Annotated in this window: 20 protein-coding genes; 12 read left to right on the forward strand and 8 right to left on the reverse strand. The window is 66.6% G+C overall.

Annotation, left to right across the window (positions count from 1 at the left end; genetic code table 11):
* Window positions 1–12 precede the first annotated feature (12 nt).
* From ndk to QU663_RS06385, 5 genes are all read right to left on the reverse strand, one after another.
* A complete protein-coding gene (gene ndk, locus QU663_RS06365; RefSeq protein ID WP_009055505.1) occupies window positions 13–483 on the reverse strand; it encodes a nucleoside-diphosphate kinase in 471 nt (156 codons plus the stop codon).
* Between the two features lie 17 nt (window positions 484–500).
* Entirely contained in the window at window positions 501–1,238 is a 738-nt protein-coding gene (dhaM, locus tag QU663_RS06370) for a dihydroxyacetone kinase phosphoryl donor subunit DhaM (RefSeq protein WP_021611886.1), read from the reverse strand.
* The gene (dhaL, locus tag QU663_RS06375) at window positions 1,235–1,876 is read right to left on the reverse strand and encodes a dihydroxyacetone kinase subunit DhaL (protein ID WP_304990524.1); all 642 of its coding nucleotides are present in this window, start codon (window positions 1,874–1,876) and stop codon (window positions 1,235–1,237) included. The genes dhaM and dhaL overlap by 4 nt, the downstream gene beginning before the upstream one ends.
* 25 nt (window positions 1,877–1,901) lie before the next feature.
* Complete coding sequence (gene dhaK / locus QU663_RS06380) at window positions 1,902–2,894, reverse strand: dihydroxyacetone kinase subunit DhaK (RefSeq protein ID WP_034480432.1); 993 nt, start codon at window positions 2,892–2,894, stop codon at window positions 1,902–1,904.
* Between the two features lie 117 nt (window positions 2,895–3,011).
* Entirely contained in the window at window positions 3,012–4,682 is a 1,671-nt protein-coding gene (locus QU663_RS06385) for a folylpolyglutamate synthase/dihydrofolate synthase family protein (protein ID WP_021611037.1), read from the reverse strand.
* Between the two features lie 241 nt (window positions 4,683–4,923).
* On the opposite strand from QU663_RS06385, the gene QU663_RS06390 reads away from it, so the two are divergent.
* The 4 genes from QU663_RS06390 to QU663_RS06405 all read left to right on the forward strand — a co-directional run bounded on the left by QU663_RS06390 (window position 4,924) and on the right by QU663_RS06405 (window position 11,077).
* Window positions 4,924–5,415 carry a hypothetical protein gene (locus tag QU663_RS06390; RefSeq protein WP_021611035.1) on the forward strand — a complete coding sequence of 164 codons (492 nt, stop codon included), beginning with the start codon at window positions 4,924–4,926 and terminating at the stop codon, window positions 5,413–5,415.
* Window positions 5,416–5,782: 367 nt separating this feature from the next.
* Complete coding sequence (locus tag QU663_RS06395) at window positions 5,783–6,703, forward strand: hypothetical protein (RefSeq protein WP_304990525.1); 921 nt, start codon at window positions 5,783–5,785, stop codon at window positions 6,701–6,703.
* Between the two features lie 918 nt (window positions 6,704–7,621).
* Window positions 7,622–7,972 carry a hypothetical protein gene (locus tag QU663_RS06400; protein ID WP_021612276.1) on the forward strand — a complete coding sequence of 117 codons (351 nt, stop codon included), beginning with the start codon at window positions 7,622–7,624 and terminating at the stop codon, window positions 7,970–7,972.
* Window positions 7,973–8,263: 291 nt separating this feature from the next.
* A complete protein-coding gene (locus QU663_RS06405; protein ID WP_021612275.1) occupies window positions 8,264–11,077 on the forward strand; it encodes a DNA methyltransferase in 2,814 nt (937 codons plus the stop codon).
* 85 nt (window positions 11,078–11,162) lie between these two features.
* On the opposite strand, the gene ileS is transcribed toward QU663_RS06405, so the two are convergent.
* Complete coding sequence (gene ileS, locus QU663_RS06410) at window positions 11,163–14,441, reverse strand: isoleucine--tRNA ligase (RefSeq protein WP_021612274.1); 3,279 nt, start codon at window positions 14,439–14,441, stop codon at window positions 11,163–11,165.
* A gap of 441 nt (window positions 14,442–14,882) precedes the next feature.
* Between ileS and QU663_RS06415 the strand changes: the two genes are divergently transcribed.
* The 7 genes from QU663_RS06415 to QU663_RS06445 all read left to right on the forward strand — a co-directional run bounded on the left by QU663_RS06415 (window position 14,883) and on the right by QU663_RS06445 (window position 22,793).
* Complete coding sequence (locus QU663_RS06415; RefSeq protein WP_021612272.1) at window positions 14,883–15,902, forward strand: permease; 1,020 nt, start codon at window positions 14,883–14,885, stop codon at window positions 15,900–15,902.
* Window positions 15,899–16,780 (forward strand): TIGR03943 family protein, encoded by an 882-nt coding sequence (locus tag QU663_RS06420; protein ID WP_021612271.1) that lies wholly within the window; start codon window positions 15,899–15,901, stop codon window positions 16,778–16,780. The genes QU663_RS06415 and QU663_RS06420 overlap by 4 nt, the downstream gene beginning before the upstream one ends.
* 129 nt (window positions 16,781–16,909) lie before the next feature.
* On the forward strand, window positions 16,910–18,355 hold the full coding sequence (locus tag QU663_RS06425) for a sugar porter family MFS transporter (protein WP_232210941.1): 1,446 nt from the start codon (window positions 16,910–16,912) through the stop codon (window positions 18,353–18,355).
* A 42-nt stretch (window positions 18,356–18,397) separates the two neighbouring features.
* Window positions 18,398–19,918 (forward strand): sulfatase-like hydrolase/transferase, encoded by a 1,521-nt coding sequence (locus tag QU663_RS06430; protein ID WP_021612269.1) that lies wholly within the window; start codon window positions 18,398–18,400, stop codon window positions 19,916–19,918.
* Window positions 19,919–20,008: 90 nt separating this feature from the next.
* Window positions 20,009–21,268, forward strand: coding sequence for an ROK family transcriptional regulator (locus QU663_RS06435; RefSeq protein ID WP_021612268.1), 1,260 nt, complete (start codon window positions 20,009–20,011; stop codon window positions 21,266–21,268).
* Window positions 21,265–22,560, forward strand: a complete 1,296-nt coding sequence (locus QU663_RS06440; protein ID WP_021612267.1) for an anaerobic sulfatase maturase — start codon at window positions 21,265–21,267, stop codon at window positions 22,558–22,560. The genes QU663_RS06435 and QU663_RS06440 overlap by 4 nt, the downstream gene beginning before the upstream one ends.
* Window positions 22,557–22,793 (forward strand): hypothetical protein, encoded by a 237-nt coding sequence (locus tag QU663_RS06445; RefSeq protein ID WP_021612266.1) that lies wholly within the window; start codon window positions 22,557–22,559, stop codon window positions 22,791–22,793. Before QU663_RS06440 ends, QU663_RS06445 begins: the two co-directional genes overlap by 4 nt.
* 41 nt (window positions 22,794–22,834) lie before the next feature.
* Here the strand turns inward: QU663_RS06445 and QU663_RS06450 are convergent, their stop codons facing one another.
* Window positions 22,835–23,503 carry a hypothetical protein gene (locus QU663_RS06450; protein ID WP_021610673.1) on the reverse strand — a complete coding sequence of 223 codons (669 nt, stop codon included), beginning with the start codon at window positions 23,501–23,503 and terminating at the stop codon, window positions 22,835–22,837.
* Between the two features lie 200 nt (window positions 23,504–23,703).
* Here QU663_RS06450 and QU663_RS06455 point away from each other — a divergent pair, with 200 nt between their 5' ends.
* Entirely contained in the window at window positions 23,704–24,756 is a 1,053-nt protein-coding gene (locus QU663_RS06455; RefSeq protein WP_034480023.1) for a hypothetical protein, read from the forward strand.
* Between the two features lie 82 nt (window positions 24,757–24,838).
* Here the strand turns inward: QU663_RS06455 and QU663_RS06460 are convergent, their stop codons facing one another.
* Window positions 24,839–25,591, reverse strand: coding sequence for an SDR family NAD(P)-dependent oxidoreductase (locus QU663_RS06460; RefSeq protein WP_021610670.1), 753 nt, complete (start codon window positions 25,589–25,591; stop codon window positions 24,839–24,841).
* Window positions 25,592–25,613: the final 22 nt, after the last annotated feature.

Raw genomic sequence — 25,613 nt, forward strand, 5'->3', positions numbered from 1 at the left:
GTTACCGGCCCCTCAGTAAATCTCCGGGAACCACAGGGAGATTTCGCGCTTTGCGTTATCCACGGAGTCCGAGCCGTGGATCAGGTTCTCCATGTGGGGGCTGTTCCAGGCGCGGCCCAGGTCGCCGCGGATCGTGCCAGCGGGGGCGGTCGTCGGGTCGGTGGACCCCATGAGGACGCGCATGCCCTCGACGACGCGCTGGCCCTCGACGATCATGGCGACGACGGGGCCGGAGCTCATGAACTCCAGGAGTCCCTCGAAGAAGGGCTTGTCCTTATGGTCGGCGTAGTGCTCGGCGAGCAGCTCGCGGGAGGCGACCATGAGCTTCAGGCCCTTGATCGTGTAGCCCTTTGCCTCGATGCGGCGCAGGATCTCGCCGGTCAGGCCGCGCGCGTAGCCGTCGGGCTTCACGACGATGAGGGTGTGCTCGAGGTCGGGGTCGAGAAGGTGCTGGGGCTCCAGCAGAACACTCTTAGCGCTCACGTTGTCTCCTTTGATTGTCACAGTGGTGCGTTAGCGCTTTCAAGCATATCCGCCAAGGCAGCAACAGCAGCTGTGGCGTCGGCCCCATTTGCTTCGATATGGACCGTGTCGCCCTGCGCGACACCCAGAGCCATGAGGTCGAGCACGGACCCGCCGTCCGCCCCGTTGACGCTCACCTCCGCATCGAAGGTGCCGGCCAGTCGCACGAAGGCGGCCGCCGGGCGCGCGTGCAGGCCCACGGGGTCTGCGACGACGGCGTCCGCGGACGCCCACAGCGACGAGGCCGGGGCCTGTCCCGAGTCCCCGCTGATGAGGGGCACGGGGTCCTTGGGCGCCTCCGGGGCAGGGATGGCCTCGATGTGCGGGGCCACGGAGGCAGCGACTTCGGCGACCTGGCTGAGGCTGTCGCCGAGTTGGGCGCGCACGGAGGCTGCGACGGCGCCCTCGACGAGGGCGGTGTCCACGAAGCGCACGCGCTCGGGCTCGTCGCTCATGTCGATGGCGGATTCGACGGTCATCGTGGCCGATCCGAGGTCGGTGAGTACGACAACGCCGCTGCCCTCCCCCTCGACCGCGCCGAGCGCGGCCTCCAGGGCCGCCTCCACGCGGTCGTAAGAGGTGCCGATGCGACCGTCGTCGGTTCCGCCGGCGGCTGTGAAGGGCACGTCGGGGGCCATCTGTGCGGCGAGTTCGCACACGCCGACAGCCAGGGAGGCGGAATGCGAGACGATAACGAAGGCGACGCGCACGCTCATGCGGCACCGCCCTCGACTGCGGCGCGCGCGGCGGCACGCAGGATGAGGGAGGTCGAGACCGCCCCGGGGTCCAGGTGTCCGACGGAGCGTTCGCCCAGGTAGGAGGCGCGTCCCTTCGTGGCGCGCAGGGGCTTCGTTGCGGCCGCCCCGGCCTCGGCTGCCGTCGCCGCGGCGTCCAGGACGTCAGCCGCGTCGGCGCCCCCTTCCGCGGCCGCGCGGGCGGCCTCGAGGGCCGGCGTCCACGCGTCCACCATGGTTTTTTCGCCCGCGGTGGCCTTGCCGCGCGCCTGGATGCCCCCCAGGGCTGCCTCGATGAGCGCGACGACGCCGGCGCCGTCCAGGTTGCCGCCGCCCGCCGCCTTCGATGCGCGCAGGAACGCGGTCCCGTACAGGGGGCCGGCGGCACCGCCGACCGTGGACATCAGGGTCTTAGCGACCAATTTGAGTACCTCGGCGACGGTGCCCGGCTGGGCTTCGCGCAGGGCAGCAACGGCGGCGGTGAAGCCCCGGTCCATGTTTTCTCCGTGGTCGCCGTCCCCGATGGCCCGGTCCAGGTCCACCAGGTAGTCCCGGTTCTGAGCGACCGTGGCCGCCGAGGCCTCGATCCATCGCAGGGCCCACGCTGCGTCAACGCTCATCGTCTCGCTCCTTCCGCTCGGGCGTTTACTTCCAGGCCACCGTCGCCACGGGCGCGTCGAAGAGCTCGAGGAGCTCGTCGTCGGCGCGCATGAGGGTCACGGACACGCCGGGCATCTCCAGGCTGGTGACGTAGTTGCCGACCATCTGGCGGGCGATCTCGATACCGTCCTTCTTCAGGAGGGCAGCGAGGGCACGGAAGCAGATGTAGAGCTCGGAGATGGGGGTGCCGCCCATGCCGTTGACGAGGGCGACGACGCGCTCACCTTCGGTCAGGCCCAGGTCGGCGCGCACGCGCTCGTAGAGCTCCGCGACCAGCGCGTCGGCGCTCTCCATGGAGCCGCGGCGGTATCCGGGTTCGCCGTGGATGCCGATGCCCAGCTCGATTTCGTCCTCGCCCAGGTCGAAGGAGGGCTTGCCGGCGTGGGGCACGGTGCAGGGGCCCAGCGCCAGGCCCATGGAGCGGGTCTGGTCGTTGACCTTGGTCGCGATGCGGGTGACCTCCTCGAGAGAGTCGCCGCGCTCTGCCGCGGCGCCCGCTATCTTTTCCACGAAGATCGTTCCGGCGACGCCGCGGCGTCCCGCCGTGTACAGGGAGTCCTCGACGGCCACGTCGTCGTTGACGACGACGGTGGCGACCTGAATGTCCTCCATGTCGGCCAGCTCGGCGGCGGTCTCGAAGTTGAGGACGTCGCCCGTGTAGTTCTTAACGATATGCAGGACGCCCGCGCCGCGGTCGGCGGCCTTCGTGGCCTCCAGGATCGGGTCGGGGGTGGGCGAGGTGAAGACTGCGCCTGGCACGGCCGCGTCCAGCATTCCCTCACCCACGAAACCGGCGTGCAGGGGCTCGTGTCCGGATCCGCCGCCTGAGACCAGGCCGACCTTGCCTTCGGCCTTGGGGGCGTGACGGGTCACGAAGTCCGGCGAGTAGTGGACATCGACGAGGTCGGGGTGGGCCAGGGCGAAACCTTCCAGGGTTTCGCGCACGACGGCGTGGACGTCATTGACGAGCTTCTTCATGATGCCTCCTTGCACTGTGCTCATCTGTTCTTGTAGTCGAGATAATCGTGCCACGTTCCACAGAAAAACCCAACTGAGGCGGCCGCCACAGGGCGACCGCCTCAATCGATAATCGGCTCATCGCGGGCTGTGGCCCGCCAGCTTGAGCATTTCCCCGGCCAGCATGACCGAGCCAAACACCAGGACTCCGCTACGATCCGCGGGCTCGGCCCCTGCCTCGGCGATCTCTGCTGCACGATCGACCGCGTCGGCCAGCGATTCGCGCACGTCTACCCGGTCGGGCCCGAAGACCTCCTCGGCGATCTCGGCCAGGCGCGCCAGGTCAGCGGCGCGCTCGCCCGGCATCTGGGTGACGACGAGGTGGTCGACGAAGGGCTCGACCTCGGACAGGACGCCTTCGACGTCTTTGTCGCCCATCGCCGAATACACGCCCGCGATGCGCGCGAAGGCGAAGGAGGACTCCACGGCCTCGCGCAGGGTGGCCGCGCCCGCGGGATTGTGGGCGGCGTCCACGATGATCGTGGGCGAATGCCGCACCACCTGCATGCGCCCCGGGCTGGAGGCGTTCATGAGGCCCTGCTCGACGATGCGCCCGTCCAGGCCGCGTCCGCCCATGAATGCCTCGACGGCGACCAGGGCAGCGGCCGCGTTGTGCGCCTGATACTGCCCGAACAGGGGGACGAAGACGTCCTCGTAGATCGCGGAGGGCGTGCGGATCGTAACCATCTGGCCGCCGACCCCCATCTGGCGGCCCACGACCTCGAAGTCGCGCCCCTCAACGCGGGCGATGGCGTCCACGGAGCGCGCCTGCTCGAGGAGGATGTTGAGGACGGCCTCTTCCTGAGCCATGATGACGACGATCTGGCCGGGCTTGATGATGCCGGCCTTTTCGCGCGCGATTTCCTCGATCGTGGAGCCCAGCCACTTCGTGTGGTCCAGGGCGATTGGCGTGATGACGGAGACGCCCGCATCAATGACGTTCGTGGCGTCCCAGCGCCCGCCCATGCCGACCTCGACGACGGCGGCGTCCACAGGGTAATCCGCGAAGGCCGCGTAGGCCATGATCGTGAAGACCTCGAAGAAGGACAGGCGCGGTCCGCCTTCCTCCTGGCTACGCTCGTCGACCATGGCGATGTACGGGGCGACGTCCTCCCAGGCGCGCACGAATCCCTCGCGCGTGATCGGGAGGCCCTCCAGGGAGATGCGTTCGCGCACGTCGAGCAGATGCGGGCTCGTGAAGCGGCCCGTCTTCATGCCGAAAGCGGCGAGCAGCGAGTCGATCATGCGCGACGTGGAGGTCTTGCCGTTGGTGCCCGTGATGTGGATCGACGGGTAGGAACGCTGCGGGTCGCCCAGGATGTCCAGGGCGAGCTTCACACGGTCGAGCGTGGGATCGATGTCGTGTTCGGGGGCGCGCGCGACGATGGAGCGGTAGATCTCCTGCACACGTTCGTCGAGGGCCATGTCTTCCTCGGCGCGGGCGAGAGCGGCCTCATGGGAAGCGCGCTCGTCGCGTGCCTCGGCGGCGTCGTCGGCGAAGTCCTCGTCCACCTCGCCCTCGATCTCTGCGAGCACGGAGGGGTCAGGGCCCAGCAACAGGGAGTTCTCCACGAGGGCGCGCAGGGCGGCCTCGCGTTCGCTCTCCTCGGCCTGCGGGTCGCTCGTCTCCCCCGCCTGGGTGTCCTCGGCCTCGTCGGCCGCTTCCAGGTACGGGATCAGGTCGGCCGGGATTCCGCCGCGCTGGTCGTCGTGGGCGGGGTCTTGCCCGAAGAACGATTCGCCTGCCATGTGTCCTCCACTTCTCGCGCTGTCCCGGCCATTTTACCGGCCCGCGCGGCGCGGGCGGCCTGTTGTGCCAGTCACGGCGCGTTCGCGCGTACTGTTCGCGAGCCGTCATCGACGAGGCCGGGGTACCTCGCTCGGGTCGTGCGCCGACGCTCGGGACCTCCGGGAGGCGGTTACTCCTTGCTTCCACGAGCGGACCGTTAGGATTGTGCCCATCGCTTCGATCCCTTCATGGAGGTAACACGTGGGTAAGTGGTTTGGTCAGGCAAACGAGATCGAGGAGCTGCGCGCCGAGAACCGCCGACTCAAGGAACAGGTGGCGACCCTTGAGGCGCGCCTGCGCGCGGCCTACGCCGACGCCGGCATCACGGCCCTGGCCGGGCCCTCGCCTACTCCCGAGGCCGCGGCTCCCACCGCGCCCCCTTCTACCGCCGCCGCGCCTTCCCCTGCCACGGCCTCGTTCCCGGAGCTGAGCGCCGCCGAACTCGACATGGTGGCCGCGGGTCGCAAGATCGCGGCGATCCAGTCCTACAAGGGGCGCACCGGCGTCGACCTGAAGACCGCGAAAGCGGCGATCGACGCGGTGCCCAAGGCCCCGTCCGCTGGCCTGGAGCTGACGAGTGCGGAGCTCGACCTGGTGGCGGCCGGTGAGCTCTTCAGCGCGGTCAAGGCCTACAAGGACCGCACGGGCGTCGACCTGAGGACCGCCAAGGCGACGATCGACGCGGTCCGCTGAGCACCAGTAACCTCATTTCCCGCCTACCACGAGGTTTGCTCCACACCGCAGCTGGTTGGAAAGCTGTTGTTTCCCGGTTGACGCTCACTCATGCGGATAGGTTGCGCGCATGCGGATAGGTTATTCGGATACGGATAGGTTATTAACCTATCCAGATGTTCATAACCTATCCAGGTGTTCATGACCAATCCGCGTGAAGGCATCCACCGGCCACAGCGCGTTATCTTGGACAGCAATGCCGGGTTCATCAACGAGGCCGGGGCGGGGCACGGTCATCGCCTGTCCTCATGCTCGGCGGGCCAACCTCTCTGATAGGATGCCGCACACAGCGCGGCATCGCGCAATGTGACAACGCTAAGGAATCAACATGCTACTCGTTGGTGAACACGAGGAAGACGGCTGGATCCAATCCACCTTTACCCTGACCTATCGCGTCGCGTGGGAGCAGCTGCTCCTCGCCGTGTATGGGGCCTACCGCTACTTTTCCGATCCCGAGGTCCTGGTGGACGGCAAGCCCGTCGAGATCGGCACCCCCGAGGAAATCCTCACCATCGCCGAGGACCGCAACATCATGCTGCGTGGCATCTCGACGGTCATTACCGCGCCCCTGATGATCAGCTTCTACAATCAGGTGCAATTCGTCAACGTGTCCGTGGCTGCCGTCAACGACGAGTTCCGCGACACCGACTACGAGAAGTACAACAAGTCGATGGGTCAGCTCATGGACTCCATGGAGATCATGATGCACCTGCCCGCGCCCACAGCCAAGGAAGAGCCCGCCGTCAGCGACACGTCGGCCTCCCAGGAGGCCGCGCCGGACACCGACGAGGTCTCCGCGCAAGCGCCCGCTGGCGACGAGCCGCCGACCGACGAGGCGCAGCCTGCCGCTGAGGAGCTGTTCGCCTCGGACGAAGACGCGCAGGAACGGCCCGTCGCCGAGGCCCAGGCGCCCGCCGAGGATGCACAGCCTGCCGTCAGCGACACACCCGTCGCACAGGCCCAGGCGCCCGCCGAGGATGCACAGCCTGCCGCTGAGGAGCTGTTTGCCTCGGACGAAGACGCGCAGGAACGGCCCGTCGCTCAGGCCCAGGCGCCCGCCGAGGATGCACAGCCTGCCGTCAGCGACACACCGGCCTCCCAGGAGGCCGCGCCGGACACCGACGAGGTCTCCGCGCAAGCGCCCGCTGGCGACGAGCCGTCGGCCGACGATGCACAGCCCGCCGACGAGCAGGTTTCTCCCCTCTCGCGCCTATCGATGGAGCTCGGCATCCCCCAGCCGCCCGCCTGACCTTCAGGAGCTCGCACCATTCCTGTGGTACCCGCCCTGTCGCCCTCGCGCGCCAGGGCGGGCGCTGTGTCGGGGTTTCAGGACGTAACGTGTCGGTTTTGTCGCGACTTTTCGGCTTGCTGGCACGGGACAACCCACATTGACGGGGATTGTTTCATCGTGGGGCGTGAATGCCCCCACGTACCTGATGTGTGGGCGAACGAGTGGCCGGGTATGGACACTCGGGTTCAGGGGCAGTTCGCCAGCGCCGACGGTGCCCACCATGCCAGGCCTCTGGTACGCCACCGTCTGCTCCATCGGCGGCGCCACCGACTGCTCCACCGTCGGCGGCAGCGTCTGCGCCGTCGGCGGCAGCGCATGACTCCCATTGGACGGGCTATCGAAGAATGTCGCATGCAATTCCCCCGACCCTGTGTCGCGCCACGCATTCGCATCGTTGGAATTGCAACGTTTGTAGACACTGTTGAACATTCACTCAATCGAATTGCATGCGAAACTGCTCCGAGCGAGCGCCAGCAACGCGCGCGTGGGCCCGACGCCTCGCACGCGGGCCCTCTGATCCGCGCCTGGGCCCGCTAATGCGAGCATGGGTCCGCTAATGCGCACGTTAACCCGCTAATGTGAGCGTGGGCAGCCCCACCCAGACGCGGAATAGCGGGTTGACGTGCGATATAGCCGGTTAGCGCACGCAATAGCGGGTTCACGTGCGAGCGACACACCAGGCCGGACGCCGTTGTGCCCACATCGCCCCGAACCGCGACGTCACCGCCAGCAAACGGGGGGAATTGCACCAATAGAGGCGCGACACGCCGGCGACACGCCGACAGGATGCTCCTAGTGGTGCAAAACCCCCACCATTACCCCTGGCGTCACGCTCCCTCATGGGTCGAGTGCTCCCGATCGGGTGCAATCCTCCAGATGGGATTCATCCAGTCTGTGGCGCGGCGGCGCACACGGCTGCGCCGGCGCCCCATCGTGATCCCGGGTGAGGCTCCCTCTCCGCAGCAGTGGACGATCGACGACACACGGTGGCCGCGGGTCAAGCGATACACGAGCGCCGCCGACCCGACGATGGTCGTCAAGTCGGTCAACAGCCTCGAGCTGTGTCAGACTCTCTTCGCCACGCAGTTCCCGCTGGAGGACTACCTCGAGTCCTTCATCGACCCGGACGCGAATCCCGTCCTTTCTCCGTATCTCTCCTCGGTCGAGCCGCACCTGGAGTGCCTGCGCGACGCGGGCGTGAAACTGCCGTCCGATGTCGAATACTAGGACGTGTCTGCGCTCCTTGCTCCGTTCACGCGGGACGCCCCACTTCACGCAGCAAACCCTTGCCTCTTCTCAGTTCGGGCACGACGTCGCTCGCACGGACTGTCTAATGACGGTGACCGCGGCCAATTAGTACGAATTTTGTATGTGTCATAGTTTGTTAGCGAAGAACATGGAAACAACAATCTCTTGCCACGTCACGTACCAACAAACTGTCAAGTGTCGATATACTGAGTACCTAACCGACGCCGAGTAATTCTCGCGCCCATTGCCGTCGACAACCAGGAGTCGCCCATGCCCGCAACGCTCTCACTCAATGCAATCCGCAAAAATTGCGCGAAGTTTGCTCACGAGTGGAGCGATTGCGTAGGTGATGAGAAACAGGAAGGCCATGAGTTCATGCGCGAGCTCATGCAGTGTTTTGGCATTACTCAACACAAAGCTATCGCCTACGAGAGGCGTTCGAACCGAGCGTCGACGGGACGTCAGGGCTATATCGACGCCCTCATCCCGGGCAAGGCGCTCATCGAGATGAAGTCCGCGGGGAAGGATCTCGACAAGGCCGAGGAGCAGGCTCTCGATTACATCCACGATCTCACCGACGTCGAGACTCCGCGCCTCCTCATCATCAGCGACTTCCGACGCATCCGGATCGTCGATCTCGACAGTAAGATGGCAACTGACGGTTCGGAAGATACCGGGCGCACGGAGTTTCGACTCGCCCAACTTCCCGATCATGTCGACGACCTGAAGTTCCTCGCTGGATATGGCATGGTTCAGGTCGGTTCGCGCGAGCAGGAGGAGGCCTCGATTCGGGCCGCCCGCGTCATGGCCGACCTCTACGAGGCCCTGGACGGGTCGGGCTACAGCGACCACGAGGCCTCCATCTTCCTCATCCGCACCCTTTTTTGTCTCTACGGTGACGACGCAGGCCTGTGGGAACGCGACCTGTTCACGGAGTTTCTCGTGACCCGAACTCGTGAAGACGGCAGCGACCTCGGCGCGCAGCTCGCGCTCCTCTACCAGACGCTGAACACACACGTGGAGCGCCGTCAGTCGACCCTGGACGAGCTGACCGCGCGTTTCCCGTACGTCAACGGTGGGATCTTCGCGGAGCCCCTCAGCATCCCCAGCTTCTCCTCCACGATGCGTGACGAGCTCATGCGCGCGTGCGCCTTCGACTGGTCGGGCATCAGCCCCGCCGTCTTCGGATCGCTCTTCCAAGCCGTCAAGTCCCCCGAGGCACGCCGCGAGCTCGGCGAACACTACACCAGCGAGACAAACATCCTCAAGACGCTTGGTCCACTCTTCCTCGACGACCTGCGTGAGCGCTTCGCAGAACACACGCACGATCTCACCAAACTCAAGGAGCTCCGTCAGGAGCTAAGAGAACTACGGATCATGGATCCCGCGTGTGGCTGCGGCAACTTCCTGGTCGTCGCCTACCGAGAGCTGCGTCGCCTGGACACCGAGATCCTGGTGCGTATCCGGGAGCTGGAACTCGCCCGCAAGAATAACGACGAGTTCCAGGCCACGATGTTCTTCGACGACCGTGGAGAACATGCTGAGATCACGGTCCAGCTGGATCACTTTTTCGGCATCGAGATCGAGGAGTGGCCGGCACGGATCGCGCAGACCGCCCTGCACCTCGCTCACCACCAGGCGAATCGCGAGATGGAGCGCCTCCTCGGCCAGGCCCCCTCGATCCTTCCCCTCAGCACGTCCGCCCACATCATGATCGGCAACGCGCTGCGCGAAGATTGGACGCAAGTCTGCACGCCCTCCGCATCCGTCAGGATCGTCGGCAATCCACCATTTATCGGCCAGCACATGCGATCCGAGCAGCAGACCGACGATCTGCGCGTCGTATGGGGCGATGGCTACGACGGCTACCTGGACTACGTGACCGGCTGGTTCATCAAGGCTTCCCAGTACTTCCACGCTGTTCCGCGAGGCGGTCGCTTCGCCTTCGTCTCAACCAACTCGATCGCGCAGGGCGCACCCGTCGCGGCCCTCTTCCGCCCCCTCCTTGAGGGCGGCTGGCGGATTCGCTTCGCCCACCAGACCTTCGCGTGGACCTCCGAGGCCCCGAGGGCTGCTGCCGTCCACTGTGTCATCACGGGCTTCGACCGGGGAGCGCCGCACGAGAAGGCACGTCCCGTGCTCTTCACATATTCGACCCTCAAGGCACAGCCCGAGGCGCTACCGGTCAAGCACATCAACCCCTACCTGGTCGAGGGACCTGATATCTTCCTCAAGGCACTCAGACACCCTCTGTCTCCGAATCTTCCAGAAGTGCGCTTCGGATCAAAACCCGTAGACGGCGGGAATCTCATTGTGGAGGCAGAGGACTATCCACAAGTCGCGGCCGACCCGATCGCAGCGAAGTATCTGCGCCCCTTCCGCATGGGCCGCGAGGTCGTTCGAGGCCTCGACCGCTGGTGCCTCTGGATGCACACGGAAGATTTCGATCCTCGTGACATTGACCGTAGCCCCATCTTGAAAGAACGAGTGCGAGCGTGCGCCACTTTTAGACAAGGCTCAAAGAAGACGGCAACGGTGGCGGGAGCTCAGACCGCTCACCTCTTCCAAGAGAATCACCAGCCATCTGAGCCATACGTTGCAATCCCCCGTGTGGTGTCGGAGACGCGATTTTTCTACACGGCAGCACATCTGAGTGAAGACGTCATCGCCGGTGACAAGGTATACACAGCTCTTGATCCCGATGGATTCCTCTTCGCAATAATTAGCTCTTCGATGTTCATGTCCTGGCAGAAGCTCGTCGGTGGACGCCTGAAGTCTGATCTCAACTTCTCGAACAAAATCGTCTGGAACACCCTGCCGCTGCCCGAGGTCTCTGACAAGCAGCGCGCCGCCATCATCGCGGCCGGCCAGGGCATCCTGGAGGCCCGCGCCGAGCAGCCGGGGGCGAGCCTGGCCGACATGTACAACCCGCTGGCGATGGCCCCGAGCCTGCTCAAGGCTCACCGCATCCTCGATCGCGCGGTCGACCGAGCTTTCGGGGCGCGCAAGGCCCTGGAAACGAACGAACAGCGCCTCACGATTCTCTTCAAGCGCTACCAGGAGATGACGGCGACAGAAAACTGATCGCACGTTTTCGACCGAGGTACCCACGGATAGAGAAGTGGGCGGGCCGCGCCTTCGCGCAGCCCGCCCACCTCTACAACAGCACTCAGTGCTTGGCGACGCTCACGGCAAGCTTGTCGCCGGCCTCGACCGTCGCAGACAGCGCGAGGGTCTCGGCGGCGATCATGTCGCGCCAGGCCTCCACGTCCGCCACGTGATCGGCGGGAACCGTCAGCGACAGGTCGATGCGGTCCGCGATGTGCAAGCCAGCGTTCTTACGCTCATCCTGAACGGCGCGCACGACGTCGCGGGCGTAACCCTCGGCCTCGAGCTCGGGGGTCAGCTCCGTATCGAGCACCACGAAAGTACCCGACGCCAGCACGTCCGCGACCTGGCCCTCGGCGGCGTCCACCGAGGTGGACACCGAGAACATGTCGCCCGTGAGCACCAGCGGCGCCCCATCCAGCTCGACGGAAGCGAAACGGCACGCACCATCGTCCATGAGCTCCCACTCGCCCGCCTTCTGCGCCTTGAACAGCTGGCTCGTCAGCTTACGAACCGCCGGTTCGAAGGCACGCGGGTTCAGCGCCAGCTCGGTGCGGACGCTCAGGCCCGAGTCCTGCGGTGCAGAGAAGACCACGGACTTCACGTTCACCTCGGAGGCGATCAGGTCCGCGAAGGGCTCCAGTGCAGCGAAGTTCTCGGACACGACCAGCAGGGAGGCCAGCGGCTGGCGCACGCGCAGCTGATGCGTCTTGCGCAGCGCGTGGGCGGCCGACACGATGGAGCGAACCTCGTCCATGGCTGCGACCAGCTCGGGGGCGTCCACGGCCTCGTCGATGACCGGGAAGTCAACGAGGTGCACGGACTCGCCGCCCGTCAGGCCGCGCCAGATCTCCTCGCTCAGCAGCGGCAGCAGGGGCGCTGCCAACTCCATGAGCGTCACGAGAGCCGTGTACAGCGCGTCGAACGCTGCACTGTCCTCATCCCAGAAACGCTGACGCTGAGTACGAACGTACCAATTCGTCAGGATATCCAGGTAGTCGCGAACCGCCTCACACGCGCCGGCCACATCGTAGCTATCCAGGGCACCCCGCACGTCCTCAACGAGGGTACGGGTATGAGCCAGCAGGTAGCGATCCATCTGCGCCAACGCGGCCACGGCCTCGGGCGAAGAGAGGTCGACACGAGAGGCCTCGTAGCCCTCACCCTTGTTGCAGGCGCCCGCGTACAGCGTGAAGAAGTAGTACGTGTTCCAGATCGGCAGCAGCACCTGACGCACCGTGTCGCGGATCGACTCCTCCTTGACGATGAGGTTGCCGCCGCGTACGACCGGGCTCGACATGAGGAACCAACGCATCGCGTCGGAACCGTACTTGTTGAACACCTCTGCCACGTCTGGGTAGTTACGCAGCGACTTACTCATCTTCAGGCCGTCGTCACCCAGCACGATGCCGTGGGAGACGCAGGAACGGAACGCGGGACGGTCGAAGAGCGCGGTCGCCAGGACGTGCAGCGTGTAGAACCAGCCGCGCGTCTGACCGATGTACTCGACGATGAAGTCGCCCGGGTAGTGGTTCTCGAACCACTCCTGGTTCTCGAACGGGTAGTGCACCTGCGCGAAGGGCATCGAGCCGGACTCGAACCAGCAGTCGAACACGTCGGAGATACGACGCATCGTCGACTTGCCCGTCGGATCGTCCGGGTTCGGGCGCGTGAGCTGATCAATGAAAGGACGGTGGAAGTCCGTGACCTCCACGCCGAAGTCGGCCTCGAGCTCCGCGATCGAGCCGTAGACGTCCGTGCGCGGGTAGGCCGGATCGTCCGAGACCCACACGGGGATCGGCGCGCCCCAGAAGCGGTTACGCGAGATCGACCAGTCGCGGGCGCCCTCCAGCCACTTGCCGAAGATGCCGTCCTTGGTGTGCGCGGGGGTCCAGGTGATCTCCTGGTTGAGCTCCACCATGCGGTCGCGGATCTCGGTGACGCGGACGAACCACGAGGACACGGCCTTGTACATGAGGGGCTTGCGGCAGCGCCAGCAGTGCGGGTAGGAGTGCACGTAGGACTTCTCGCGCACCAGCACGGCGCGGATCTCGGGGGCGCGGCGCGCGATGGGGCCGCCCTGCTCGCGCAGGTCGGCGACCACGTAGCGGTTCGCGTCGAAGATCTGCATGCCCTCGTAGTCGCTCACCTCGGAGGTGAAGACGCCGCCCTCGTCGACGGGCAGGACCACGCCGATGCCGTACTCCATACACGTCCACATGTCGTCCTCACCGAAGGCGGGTGCCTGGTGGACGAGGCCGGTGCCGTCCGTGGTCGTCACGTAGTCGGCGGCGATGATGGACCAGCCGTTGGGGCCGGGGGCGGCGCCTTCAGCGCGGCGCTCGGGGGTGTCGAAGTAGTCGTAGATCGGGTGGTAGTGGATGCCCACCAGCTCGTGTCCCTTGTAGGTGGCCACGACGGTGGGTTCCTCGCCCAGCTCCTTGGCGTAGGCGGGGATCAGGTCGGTGGCGATGAGGACGCGCTCACCCGCGAGGTTGCCCTCGTGGTCGGCGGCCACCTCAACGAGGGAGTATTCGATCTGCGGGCCCACGGCGACGGCCGAGTTCGAGGGCAGGGTCCACGGCGTGGTCGTCCAGATGAGGGCCAGCTCGGGGCGCGCCGAGTCCTCGCGCAGCTTCTGCTCCAGGCGCAGACCCACCGTCACGGTGTTGTCGGTGCGGTCCTGGTACACGTCGTCGTCCATCTTGAGCTCGTGGTTGCTCAGCGGCGTGCGGTCGTTCCAGCAGTAGGGCAGGACGCGGTGGCCCTGGTAGGCCAGGTCCTTGTCGTAGAGCTGCTTGAAGGCCCAGATGACGGACTCCGTGTAGGACTTGTCCAGGGTCTTGTAGTCGTTCTCGAAGTCGACCCAACGTGCCTGGCGGGTGACGTATTCTTCCCATTCCTTCGTGTAGCGCAGGACGGAGGAGCGGCAGGCCGCATTGAACGCCTCGATGCCGATGCCACCTTCGCGGGTGATCTCGGTGACGTCCTCGATGCCGAGCTGACGCTGGGCCTCGAGCTCGGCGGGCAGGCCGTGGGTGTCCCAGCCGAAGCGGCGCTCGACGCGGTGGCCCTTCATGGTTTGGTAGCGGCCCACCACGTCCTTGACGTAGCCGGTCAGGAGGTGACCGTAGTGGGGCAGGCCGTTGGCGAAAGGCGGGCCGTCGTAGAACACGAATTCGTTGGAGCCGTTCTCGCCGGCGTCGCGCATCTCAATGGACTTGCGGAAGGTGTCGTTGCTGGCCCAGAACGCCAGGGTGCCCTCTTCCATCGTGGGGAAGGAAGGGCTGGGGTCCACCTCGTCTTGCCGGTGGCGGGGGTAGAAGCCGTGCTTCGTCATGAGTGTCCTCGTCTCGCGCCTGTACAGGGACGAGGACCGGCGTCGCCGGCACCCGCGGTACCACCCCGCTTGCCGCTCCCTCACCGGGCGCGGCCGCTTCGTTGGGGCTGTGTCGGGCCCTCCCGTCCGGTTCTACTGGAGGGGACGAGGCCGTGGCCGGCGCTCGCTGCCCTCTTTCTTCCGGATGCTCCCCGGTGATACCCCGCAAGCGGGCCGGATCGTAGCGAAAGTCCAGTGTAGCGAAGCGTCCGCTCACGCGCCCGGTGGGCGGGCGTCTGTCTGCCCACAGCGCAGCCCGCCTCCCCCACATGCCCGGCCACGGCCGCCTCGCACCGGCGCGCGTGCGCGGGGAGAGGGGACGCGGCCAGCGTCAATCGACGGGTGGAGCATGCACCGGCGCGCGTGCGCGGGGAGAGGGGAGCCCTGCACTAGAGTTGTGGGGTGAGCAAAACGGACACGAAACGCCCCGCGCGCCCCTGGGGTGCGCTCGTCGGCGCGTGCGTGATCGCCGCACTGCTGATCGTCTGGGCGATGCAGGGGTCCCTGTCGGGCGCGGGTGTGCCGGTCGGGCGGGCCGCGACGATTGCTGTCGGCATGACGCTACAGGCGATCCCCTTCCTGCTCCTGGGGGTCTTCGTCGCCGAGCTGATCGAGGCCTTCGTCTCCCCCTCCTTCATCGCGCGGGTCTTCCCGACCAATCCCCTCGCCTCGGTGCTGACCGCCCTTGTCGCGGCTTTCGCGCTGCCCGTGTGTGACTGTTCTGCCGTTCCGATTTTTCGTTCTCTGCTTCGTAAGGGCGTCCCCCTATCAGCGGCGACGACGCTCATGTTGGCCTCGCCCGCGATCAATCCGCTGGTGATCGCATCGACCCTCTACGCATTCGGGTCCTGGTCGCTGGTGGCCGCGCGCGTCGGAGCGTCCGTCGTCGTCGCCCTGTGCGTGGGCCTGTCCATGCTGGTCGCTCCCCCGACGGCGCTGCGCGAGGAGGGCCGTCCGGGCGCAGATCACGGGCCGGATGCGTGTTGCTGCGGGGACGGGTGCGAGCTGCCCGACCGGAGCATCTCTGGCGTGTTGGCGGCGACGGGGCGCTCCTTCGGGCGGATTCTGCCGTTCCTGCTGGGGGGCGTAGTGGCCTCGACGATGGCACAGGTGGCGTGGCCGGTGTCGTCGCTACTGTCGGGACTACCGGCGGTCGGCGCGTTGGCCCTCATGATGGGGGCCGGTTTCGCCCTGTCCCTGTGTTCGTCCTCTGACGCGGTGATCGCGCGGTCGTTGGCGTCGTTGGCGCCGACGGGGGCTCTGATGGGCTTTATGGTGTACGGGCCGATGATGGATGTGAAGAACGTGGCGCTGTTGGCCTCGCAGTTCCGGGGCGCGTTCGTGGCGCGCCTGTTTGTGACGGTGACGGTGGTTGCCGCCGTGGTGGTCGGCGGCGCCTGGTGGATGGGGGTCCTGTCGTGAAGCTCGTGGATCGCATCGCTCCGACGCTGGAGGCCCTCGCACTGGCTGGTTTGGGGGCGGCGCTGGTGTGGATGGCGCTGTCGGGTCGCTACGGCTCGTTCGTGCCGCCGTCGGCGCGCCTGGGGATCACCCTGTCGGGCGTCGCCTTGCTGGCGTGTTCGTTGGCGTTGTCGTCGCGTTTGGGCGCGGGCGAGGGTGGGCATGTCCATGGGTCCGCCTCGTCGCGCAGGGGCCTGACGCGCTGCGTCGTCGCGGTCCTGGCGGCTCTCATGCTCGTGCTCCCCTTCCACGTGTCTCCTTCGGAGTTGGCGTCGACGACGCTGAGCGCTCGCGCTGGCGATGCGGGGGACGAGGCTGGGGCAGGCACCGGGGAGCAGGCCGAGGAATCCCCCTCCGAGGAATCCCCCTCCAAGGAGCCCGCGAGCGCGGGAGCGGGCGCACAGTCGGCCGACCAGAGCGGGGGCCCGAGCGGTTCTGGCGCCCAGGCCTCGTCGGGCGGGACGTTGGAGCTGACGACGGAGAACTTCGCGGCGCAGATTGAGGAGCTGTCGTCTCAGGGGAAGGTGCACGACGGGCAGCGCGTGGAGCTGACGGGCTTCGTGATGAGCGAGGCGTCGGCGCGCGGCCAGGCGTCGATCCCGCGCCTGACGTCGGAGGAGAGTTTCGCCGTGGCGCGCATGGCGATCTGGTGTTGCGCGGCGGACGCATACGCGATCGGTTTTGCGGTGCGGTGGGATGGTCCGGTTCCCGCGGCGGACAGTTGGGTGCGCGTGAGTGGGACGCTGCGCGTGCGGGGCAATAAGGCGCTGATTATCGAGGCGGATTCGGTTGAGGTGACGAGCGCCCCGGATCCGGAGTTCGTCCTGCAGCAACGCTAACCCCATACTGTTATCCAGCTCACAGCTTTTCTTTATGTCCGTAACTTCGGACACAAAATCGGGGGCGTAGCGTGAGGAATGCGCACACGGCAGGCGCGGGCGCATCTCACAACCTTCAAGGACGAAGACATGTCATCGACACTGACACTCACACCCCGCGAGAAGCGGGCGAGGCGCTACGCCACGAGGCTGGCGCTCATCGCAACCCTCGGCCCCTTCTTCTACGGCTTCGAGGGCATGGTCCTCAACGCCGCTATCAAGGCGGTCGGCACCACCTTCGAGCTCGGCCCCATCCTCCAGGGAGTCGCCGGCGCGGCAGGCGTCATCGGTGGCCTCATCGGCGCGCTCGCCGCAGGACGCATCTCCGACAAGATCGGCCGCAAGACGACCCTCATGTGGGTCGGCCCCTTCCTCCTTTTCGAGGCCCTCCTCGGCCCGATCTCTCCCCTCCTGGGCAGCTTCGGCTACCCATTCCTGCTCGTGACCCGCATCGTCGGCGGCATCGGCTTCGGCGCGGCAACGACGGTCGCCCCCGGCTATGTCGCCGAGATCGCCCCGGCCGACATCCGCGGCCGCCTCATCGGTTTTCGACAGCTGGCCATCATCCTCGGCCTGTTCTTCGCGGGCCTCATTAACACCGGCGTCGTGGCCATCACCGGTGGCGCCGCCCAGCCGGCCTTCGCCGGTCTCATGACCTGGCAGGTCCTCTTCGCCTGCCTCATCATTCCGGCGCTCCTCTTCGTCATTTTCACGGCGACGATCCCCGAGTCGCCGCGCTACCTCGTCTCGGTGGGACGCACGAAGGAGGCCGAGTCGGTGCTCGAGGCGGTCAGCGGCGAAGAGGACCCTTCCGCGCGCGTCGCCGCCATCGCGGACTCCCTGACCGCCACGGGCGGCGCCAAGCTCACGATCGGGCAGATCCTCTCCTCGAAGTGGCGCGGCCTCGTCTTCATCGGTATGGCGATCGCCGCGTTCCAGCAGCTCACCGGCATCAACGGGGTGTTCTTCTACTCCAACTCCCTGTTCGCGGCGGTCGGCTTCACCGAGTCGATGGCCCTGGCCCAGACCCTGCTGATCACGGGCTTCAAGATCGTCGGCGTCGTCACGGGCATCATGCTCGTGGACAAGGTCGGGCGCAAGCGCATGCTCGTCTACGGAGGCACGCTCATCTTCGTGTCCCTGGGCGTCGTTGCTACCGTCTTCACGATCGCTCCCACCGTCGACGGCAAGCCCGACGTCGCCCACTCCCCCGTCCTGGCTTTCCTGGCGGTCGCCGCCCTGTGTACCTTTCTCCTGGGATTCACCTCCTCGTGGGGTCCGATCTTCTCCATCGTCATGGGTGAAATGTTCCCCAACTCGATCCGCGGCGGCGCCATGTCGCTGGCTTCGGGCGCGGATTTCCTCGTCAACTTCCTGGTCGTCCTCCTCTTCCCCTTCCTCATCGGCTGGTCGCCCGCCGGCACCTACTGGATCTACTGCGCCTTCGGCGTCCTGGCCGTCATCTTCACCGCGAAGTACCTGACCGAAACCAGCGGCGCCCAGCTCGAAGACATGGACAAGGTCGTCTCCCAGTAACGCCGAAGCGGCACCACTTCCACTGACGAAAGAGAGAATCCAATGGCTGACACGACGCGGGATATTCCCGATAACGTGCGCAACGTCCTGGTCATCATGACCGACCAGCACCGCACCGACACGATCGGCTGCCTGGGCAACCCGCACGCCCACACCCCCGTCATCGACTCGATGGGCGAATCGGGCTTCGCCTTCACGAATTGCTTCACGCCCACGGCGATTTGCACCCCGGCGCGGGCCTCCCTCATGACGGGTAAGCGCCCGGGCAAGCACCAGGTGCTCGCCAACCCCGAGTGGAACATCGCCTACCAGGTCTCGATCCCCGAGGGCACGTGGACCTACACGCAGGAGCTGCGCGACGCCGGCTACAACGTCGGCATCGTCGGCAAGTACCACTGCGGATACAACCTGCCCGACAAGTTCGGCGCGGACGACGACACCTACTGGGGCGCCGAAAACCCGGTCGCCAACGAGAAGTACGTCGCCTGGCTCCGCGCCAACAACCTCCCGCCCGTGCGCGCCCACGACCTGTGGCGCGGCAAGCTCCCGGGCGGGCGCGACGGCCACATCATCGCCGCCCGCCTCGACCAGCCCGAGGAGGCTACCTTCGAGCGTTTCCTCGCCGACCGCGCGATCGAAAAGCTGCGTGAGTACGCGGCCGACTGGAAGGACTCGGGTCAACCCTTCTGCCTGGACGTGCACTTCTTCGGCCCCCACCTGCCCTACTTCCTGCCCGACGAGTGGTTCGACTTGATCGACCCCGACCTCGTGGAGCTGCCTCAGAACTTCGGCGACTCACTCATCGGCAAGCCCCCAATCCAGCAGAACTACGCCACCTACTGGTCCACCTCCTCGTTCACGAACGAGCAGTGGAGGAAGCTCATCGCGGTCTACTGGGGTTACACAGCCATGATCGACTTCGAGATCGGGCGCATCATGGATGTGGCGCGCGAGCTGGGCATCCTGGAGGACACGGCGGTCTTCTTCTGCGCGGACCACGGGGAGTTCACGGGCTCGCACCGGCTCAACGACAAGGGCCCGATGATGTACGACGACATCTACAACGTGCCCTTCATCGCTCACATCCCCGGCGTCTCAACGGTGGGCCGCTCGGACGCGTTCGTCTCCCTCATCGACCTGCCGGCCACGGTGCTCGACATCGCTGGCCTGGATACCTCCCTCGTGGAGGACGGGCGCTCGATCGTGGACCTCACGCGCGGCGAAGCCGTCGACGGCTGGCGCGAGGACATCGTGTGCGAGTTCCACGGTCACCACTTCCCCCTCCAGCAGCGCATGCTGCGCACGAAGGACTTCAAGCTCGTCATCAACCCCGAGTCGATCAACGAGCTCTACGACCTGCGCCTCGATCCCGCCGAGATGAACAACGTGTACACCGTGCCCGTGTACGACGAGATACGCAAGGAGCTGGCCACGAACCTGTACCTCCAGCTGCGCGAGCGGGGGGACCACTCCTTCGCCAAGTGGATGGCCGCGATGACCGACTTCGAGATCCCGCTGGTCAACACGGCTCGCTCCGACCTCGACGAGGTCACGAGCGACTAGACACGCGCGCGGCGGCGGGAGCCCGCAGGCACATCCGCCGCCGCGCGCGCATGTGGCGTTCGCGCGCGCCGCACCCACTAGACACCTACAGTGATACGTATCATAGACAGGTTGGAACGAGGCCAGGGCGGCGCGCCGCCCGAGGGCCAGCAGACGGGAAGGACGGACATGCACTACCCCACGCGCCACCCCCTTCCCACGCTCGAAGATCGCATCGTGGCGCAGCTGGCGCTCTCCCCCGCGACTCGCTCGCAGCTGTGCGAGGCCCTGGACACCTCCCGCACGAACCTGGGACGGGCACTGTCAACCCTCCTGGACGAGGGATCGGTTGGCGCCGTGCGCTCCAACGTGGCCGGTCGCGGACGCCCCACTCAGCTCCTCGCTCTCAACGCAACGGCGGCGCACGCGGTCGGCCTGCTCATCACGCGCACCTCCTGCGCCGGCGTCATGCTCAACCGGTCGGGGGCTGTCCTGGCGGCCGTCCACATCGTCTCCCACTCATCCCCATCGATGTCCCGCTCGCTCGAACAGACCTGCGAGACCCTGGCCGACAGCGCCGCCGCCCAGGGCATCGACGTGACGCACGTGCGCGCGGTGGGCGTCGGCGCGCCCATTCCGATGGGCCGCAACGCTCGCCTATCCTCAAACGCCTATCCGAGCGTGGAGGAGCTGGCCAGCCTCACGGGCCGCTGGTGGCCCGCGGCCCCGGTGGTGGACAACACGGTGCGCATGGCGGCCCTCGCGGAAGGACTGTGGGGCGCGGGAACCGGCATGTCCTCCTTCATCTACCTGCGCCTGTCGGGGGGTGTGGGCGGCTGCGTCGTGTCCGATTTCCGCCTCGTGGGCGGGGCAACGGGGCTCGCCGGCGAGCTGGGCCACATCACGGTGGCCGGTAACGACGCCCTGTGCGCGTGCGGCAAGCTCGGCTGCCTGGAGACGCTCGCCTCGATTCCCGCCCTGTGCGAGCGCGCCGGAGCACAGGACCTGACGGCGCTGCGCGCCGCCGTGCATGCCGGGGATGAGCGTGCGCTCGGCGCGCTGGAGCGCGCCGCGGCGGCCGTCGGCTACGTGCTCGGGTCGGCCAGCCTTCTCATCAACCCGAGAGCGATCATCCTGGCGGGCGAGATCGTGGACGCGTTCCCCTCCATCAAGGAGGACATCGCCGCCCACATGCGAGCGGAGCTGCTGCCGGTCATGGAGTGGGATATTGACGTGGTCGGGGCATCCCTTGGCCCCCTCGGGGCGGCCCAGGGGTGCGCCTACGTCGCGGCGCACCGCGCGCCGGAAGAAGACGACCGCGAGCGCACGCCCCTGACGTCGGGGTCCGCGGATGAAGGCGACGGCTCATGACTCGTCGGATTCCTTTTTCGGTCGTCACCAAGCCGACGGGGGCGGCCTGCAACCTGGACTGTCAGTATTGTTTTTTCCTGTCGAAGGAGCTGTTGTACGACGCGGGGGCCCAGACCATGTCGGAGGGGACCTTGGAGCGCTACGTGGAGGCGTTCCTTGAGTCGAGTCCCGACGGCGAGGTGACGATGCTGTGGCAGGGCGGGGAACCCACCCTGCGAGGTCTCGGCTTTTTCGAACACCTGATGGAACTATGCGAGCGCTACCGTCGCCCCGCTCAGCGGGTGCGTCACGCTCTGCAGACCAACGGGACGCTGGTGACCGAAGAGTGGGCGCGCTTTTTCGCGGACCACGGCTTCCTGGTGGGCGTGTCGATTGACGGGCCCGCTCCCCTGCATGACGCCTATCGGGTGAACCGCGGCGGGCGCGGCACTCATGCGATGGTGGTGCGCGGCTGGGAGGAGCTCGCGCGCGCGGGGGTTGAGACGAACATCCTGTGCACGGTCAACGCCGCGAATGAGGCGCACGGCTCGCTGGTCTACCGCTATTTCCGTGACGAGCTGGGAGCGCGGTACCTGCAGTTCATTCCCATTGTGGAGCGGGTACGCGCCGCAGACCTGGCCCAGGCTGAGCGTGGCTGGCGCTCCGGTACGTCGGCGTTGTTGTATCGCCAAGACGGGGACTGCGTGACCAGCCGTTCGACCTCGCCGTCTGGTTATGGACGTTTCCTGTGTGAGGTGTTCGACCAGTGGCTGGCCACCGACGTCGGCGAGGTTTTCATCCAGGATGTTGATTCGACCCTGGCGGCCATGTTTGGCTCGGCGTCGGTGTGCGTGCACGCGCGAACGTGTGGGGTGAACATGGCGATGGAGTTCAACGGCGACGTGTACGCGTGTGACCATTGGGTGGAGCCGGACTGGCTGGTGGGGTCGATCTATTCCTCGTCCTTCGCCGATCTGGCGTCTTCTCCCAGGATGGGCGATTTCGCGCGCCTGAAGCCGGATGTGGACGCGCAGTGTCGGGCGTGCCCGCACCTGCGGCTGTGCTGGGGTGGGTGCCCGAAAGACCGTTTCGTCCGACGCGGTGACGGGGCGCACAACTACCTGTGCGAGGGATACCGGGCGTTCTACGAGCACGCCACCCCGGTCCTGCGCGCGATGGGCATGCTGATCGCGGCGGGCAGGCCTGCCTCGGACATCATGGATCCCGCTGTGGCGGCCTCCCTCGGGGTGTGCCTCCCCTCCCCCGCCTCCTCGCCGGCCACGTCCGCGTCCCTAGCCGGGGTGCGGTCGTGATTGTGTCGGCTGTGCTCATCGGCATCGTCGTGGGCGTCGTCGTCGGTTCCCTCGGTGCGGGTGGTGGCATCCTGTCGGTTCCTGTGTTGGTGTACGTATCCGGCTCATCGATGCTCGGTGGGCTTGCGGGTGCTCAGCTCACGACCCGCGTCTCGAATCGCGTCCTCGGCCTCGTGTTTGCGGCGCTCCTCGTGTGCGTGGCCTTCTCGACGCTGGTGGCCACGCTCGCGTAGAGGGCGCGCGAGACGGGTGTCGTCTCGCGCGCCCTCATCGCTCAGCTGGCGGTCGTATCGGATTCCTGGCCGCTCACGTCCTCATCCCCACTGCGGGTGCTACCGGGGCCTCGGCCCCCCTCCGGAGGGCGGCCCGGGCGAGTGCTGCCAGTGTCTCCCTGCTCGCCGCCGGGGCCCCGCTGGCCGTTGCCGGGGCCTTGCTGCTGCCCACCCGGCCCCTGCTGCTGGCCGTCACCTGGCGCCTGGCGACCGCCGGGGCCGACATCACCGTCCTCGTCGCCGTTACTCTGATCGTTGTAGCCGTCCTCGTAGCCCTGCTCGTAGAAGTCCTGACCATCACCCATGACGGCCGCATGCGTGATGATGCCCGCGCCGAAACCGACTGACAGCAGCGCGGCTGCGGCGCCGGCAATAGCTGCGCGCTTGCCCCACGAGGTCTTCTTCGATGCGGGCTCGACTGTCGCGGCACTTGCCGCCACGGCCTCGTCACTGGCCTGGTCGTCGGAAGAAGACTCCGCGACAGGCTCCAGGGGCGTGCCGGCGAACGCATTGCCGGTTTCCTCCTGAGCAACGGGAGGCAACAGCGCCGTTTCCGCCCCAGACGCGTGGGTGGGCAGGACTTCGGTCTGATCCGCGGCCTGCGGCTCCGACTGGGGCAGGATCGAGGTGCGCTCGGTGTCACCCGACAGGTTCTTGTTGTCGTCCGCCATAAGGGACGCTCCTTTCTGCTGATTTGTGCATCATTGCCTCGCAGATTAGGGACGATAATTGAGCGAACGTTATGGCGAAACTGTGAAAACGCTATGAAATGACAGGTGCTGCACATCACTTTTTGGAGTTTGATTCATTTGTCAGCTCACAACTATCCTGCAACGTTCGCCACCCGCCGATCATCCTCAAGAGGTGCCACATGTCCATCAAAACCCTGTCGTCCGCTCTGCTCACCGCCACCTGCGTCCTGGCGTTGGGCGCCTGCGCCCACTCCTCGACCCCCTCCACGACCGGCGCGCCATCGTACCCCTCCTCCGGCGGGCCCACCGCCTCCCAAGACCCCGCAACCGCCCCCATGTCCGGCATCATCTTCGCAGCCTCCGACGCTGGCATCGACACGACGGTCACCACCGTGCGGGCCATCGACCCGCAATCGGGCACGATCACGGCGACGCGCACCTTCACCTTCTCGAGCGAGTACCTGTCCGCACCGGGGTACATGTGCGAGTATATGCAGTGCTATTCCCCCGACTTCTCGCGCATGATCGTCGCGAACAACGACGGCGAGAACGAAAAGGTAGCTGTGGTCTCCACGGACGGCACGCTCACCGTCCTCAACGACGCGATTCCCACGCCGAGCGGACACACCCCCGTGTCCAATCATTTCGCCCAATTCGGCCCCGACGGAGCCATCTACGTGGCCCACATCGACAAGGACGCCGCATCGGATCGCGTTGGCACAATCTACCGTTTCCCCTCAGAAACTGAAGCGCCCAAGGCCATTCCCACAGACTTCACGGTCGAGAACTACGCACGATTCCAAGTCATGCCCGACCTGTCCATCCAGCGCACCAAAACCGCGATGTGGGTCGCCAACGAGGCCGGCGTCGGCTGTTTCGGCGCGGATGCCGTCACCCCCGACGGCACGTGCCTCACGATCGACCAAGGCACCATCTACTCCAAGCCCGGCACGCCTCTCGCCCAGACCACCCCGGCGGACCAGACGCGGCTCGTTTCCAACTGGACGAAAGTCGCTCTGCCCGGCCTGGAGAGCACTCACACCATCGAAGGATGGCTAGCCGTGAGCCCCGACGGCACACAGATGGTACTGTACGCGTCGCCCAAGGACCCCTACTCCGACCTCTCGCTGCCCCTCTTCGTCGCTCCCGTCGCAGGCGGCGACGCAACCCAGGTCACGACGACCACCGAGGACGTCCCGGGCGTCGTGCGCATCCTGGGCTGGACCAAGTAGAAGGAACGAGGCCGGGGACGCTCACCGCTCGCCGCGCACCAGCCCGCCCCGGCCTCGTTCCTATGCTGTGAGCGCGCGGACTCTACTGCGCGGCTTTCCAGGCCACGAGCGTGTTCGTCGCCTGGGCCACCGGGCGCACGATCATCGAATCGATGTTGACGTGGGAGGGGCGCTCCAGCGCCCACACGATCGCCTCCGCAATGTCCTCGGCGACGAGCGGGGCGGCGACTCCCTCGTAGACGCGGTCGGCCGCCTCCTGGGAGCCGAGGCGGTTGAGAGAGAATTCTTCGGTGCGCACCATGCCGGGCGCGATCTCGATGACGCGCACGGGCTCGCCCACCAGTTCCTGGCGCAGCGTGTTGGCGATGATGCGCTCGGCGTGCTTGGCGGCGACATACCCCCCGCCTCCCGGGTAGGTGTCGTGGGCGGCGGTCGAGGTCAGGAAGACGAGGTCTCCCCCGCGCTCATGCATCCCCGGCAGGAAGGCGCGCGTACAGTGCAGGGCGGTGAGCACATTGCGGTCGAACATCGCGCTCCACCTCGCGGGGTCCCCCTCCGCCACGCGGTCGACACCGATAGCACCTCCGGCGTTGTTGACCAGAGCATCCACGGGGCCACCCTCCAGGACGTGGGCGGCCATCACTTCCACCTGTGCCTCATCGGTGAGGTCAGCCGCCCAGTATTCGCAGCCAACCTCGGCCGCGAGAGCCTCCAGGCGCTCGCGACGCCTCGCCACCGCGACGACGCTCCACCCCCGCTGGGCCAACAGGCGGGCGGTGGCCCACCCAATTCCGGTGGAAGCTCCAGTAACGACGACGCGGCGAGAGATGCTCATAGGCACACACTAATATCCCCGG

This window comes from Schaalia sp. HMT-172 (genome assembly GCF_030644365.1).
In the GTDB taxonomy this organism is placed as follows: domain Bacteria; phylum Actinomycetota; class Actinomycetes; order Actinomycetales; family Actinomycetaceae; genus Pauljensenia.

Coding starts and splice junctions, on each gene's coding strand:
- dhaM (WP_021611886.1), bottom strand. CDS start 1,238: ATGAGCGTGCGCGTCGCCTTCGTTATCGTCTCGCATTCCGCCTCCCTG.
- dhaL (WP_304990524.1), bottom strand. CDS start 1,876: ATGAGCGTTGACGCAGCGTGGGCCCTGCGATGGATCGAGGCCTCGGCG.
- dhaK (WP_034480432.1), bottom strand. CDS start 2,894: ATGAAGAAGCTCGTCAATGACGTCCACGCCGTCGTGCGCGAAACCCTG.
- QU663_RS06385 (WP_021611037.1), bottom strand. CDS start 4,682: ATGGCAGGCGAATCGTTCTTCGGGCAAGACCCCGCCCACGACGACCAG.
- QU663_RS06395 (WP_304990525.1), top strand. CDS start 5,783: ATGCTACTCGTTGGTGAACACGAGGAAGACGGCTGGATCCAATCCACC.
- QU663_RS06400 (WP_021612276.1), top strand. CDS start 7,622: ATGGGATTCATCCAGTCTGTGGCGCGGCGGCGCACACGGCTGCGCCGG.
- QU663_RS06405 (WP_021612275.1), top strand. CDS start 8,264: ATGCCCGCAACGCTCTCACTCAATGCAATCCGCAAAAATTGCGCGAAG.
- ileS (WP_021612274.1), bottom strand. CDS start 14,441: ATGACGAAGCACGGCTTCTACCCCCGCCACCGGCAAGACGAGGTGGAC.
- QU663_RS06425 (WP_232210941.1), top strand. CDS start 16,910: ATGTCATCGACACTGACACTCACACCCCGCGAGAAGCGGGCGAGGCGC.
- QU663_RS06430 (WP_021612269.1), top strand. CDS start 18,398: ATGGCTGACACGACGCGGGATATTCCCGATAACGTGCGCAACGTCCTG.
- QU663_RS06440 (WP_021612267.1), top strand. CDS start 21,265: ATGACTCGTCGGATTCCTTTTTCGGTCGTCACCAAGCCGACGGGGGCG.
- QU663_RS06450 (WP_021610673.1), bottom strand. CDS start 23,503: ATGGCGGACGACAACAAGAACCTGTCGGGTGACACCGAGCGCACCTCG.
- QU663_RS06455 (WP_034480023.1), top strand. CDS start 23,704: ATGTCCATCAAAACCCTGTCGTCCGCTCTGCTCACCGCCACCTGCGTC.
- QU663_RS06460 (WP_021610670.1), bottom strand. CDS start 25,591: ATGAGCATCTCTCGCCGCGTCGTCGTTACTGGAGCTTCCACCGGAATT.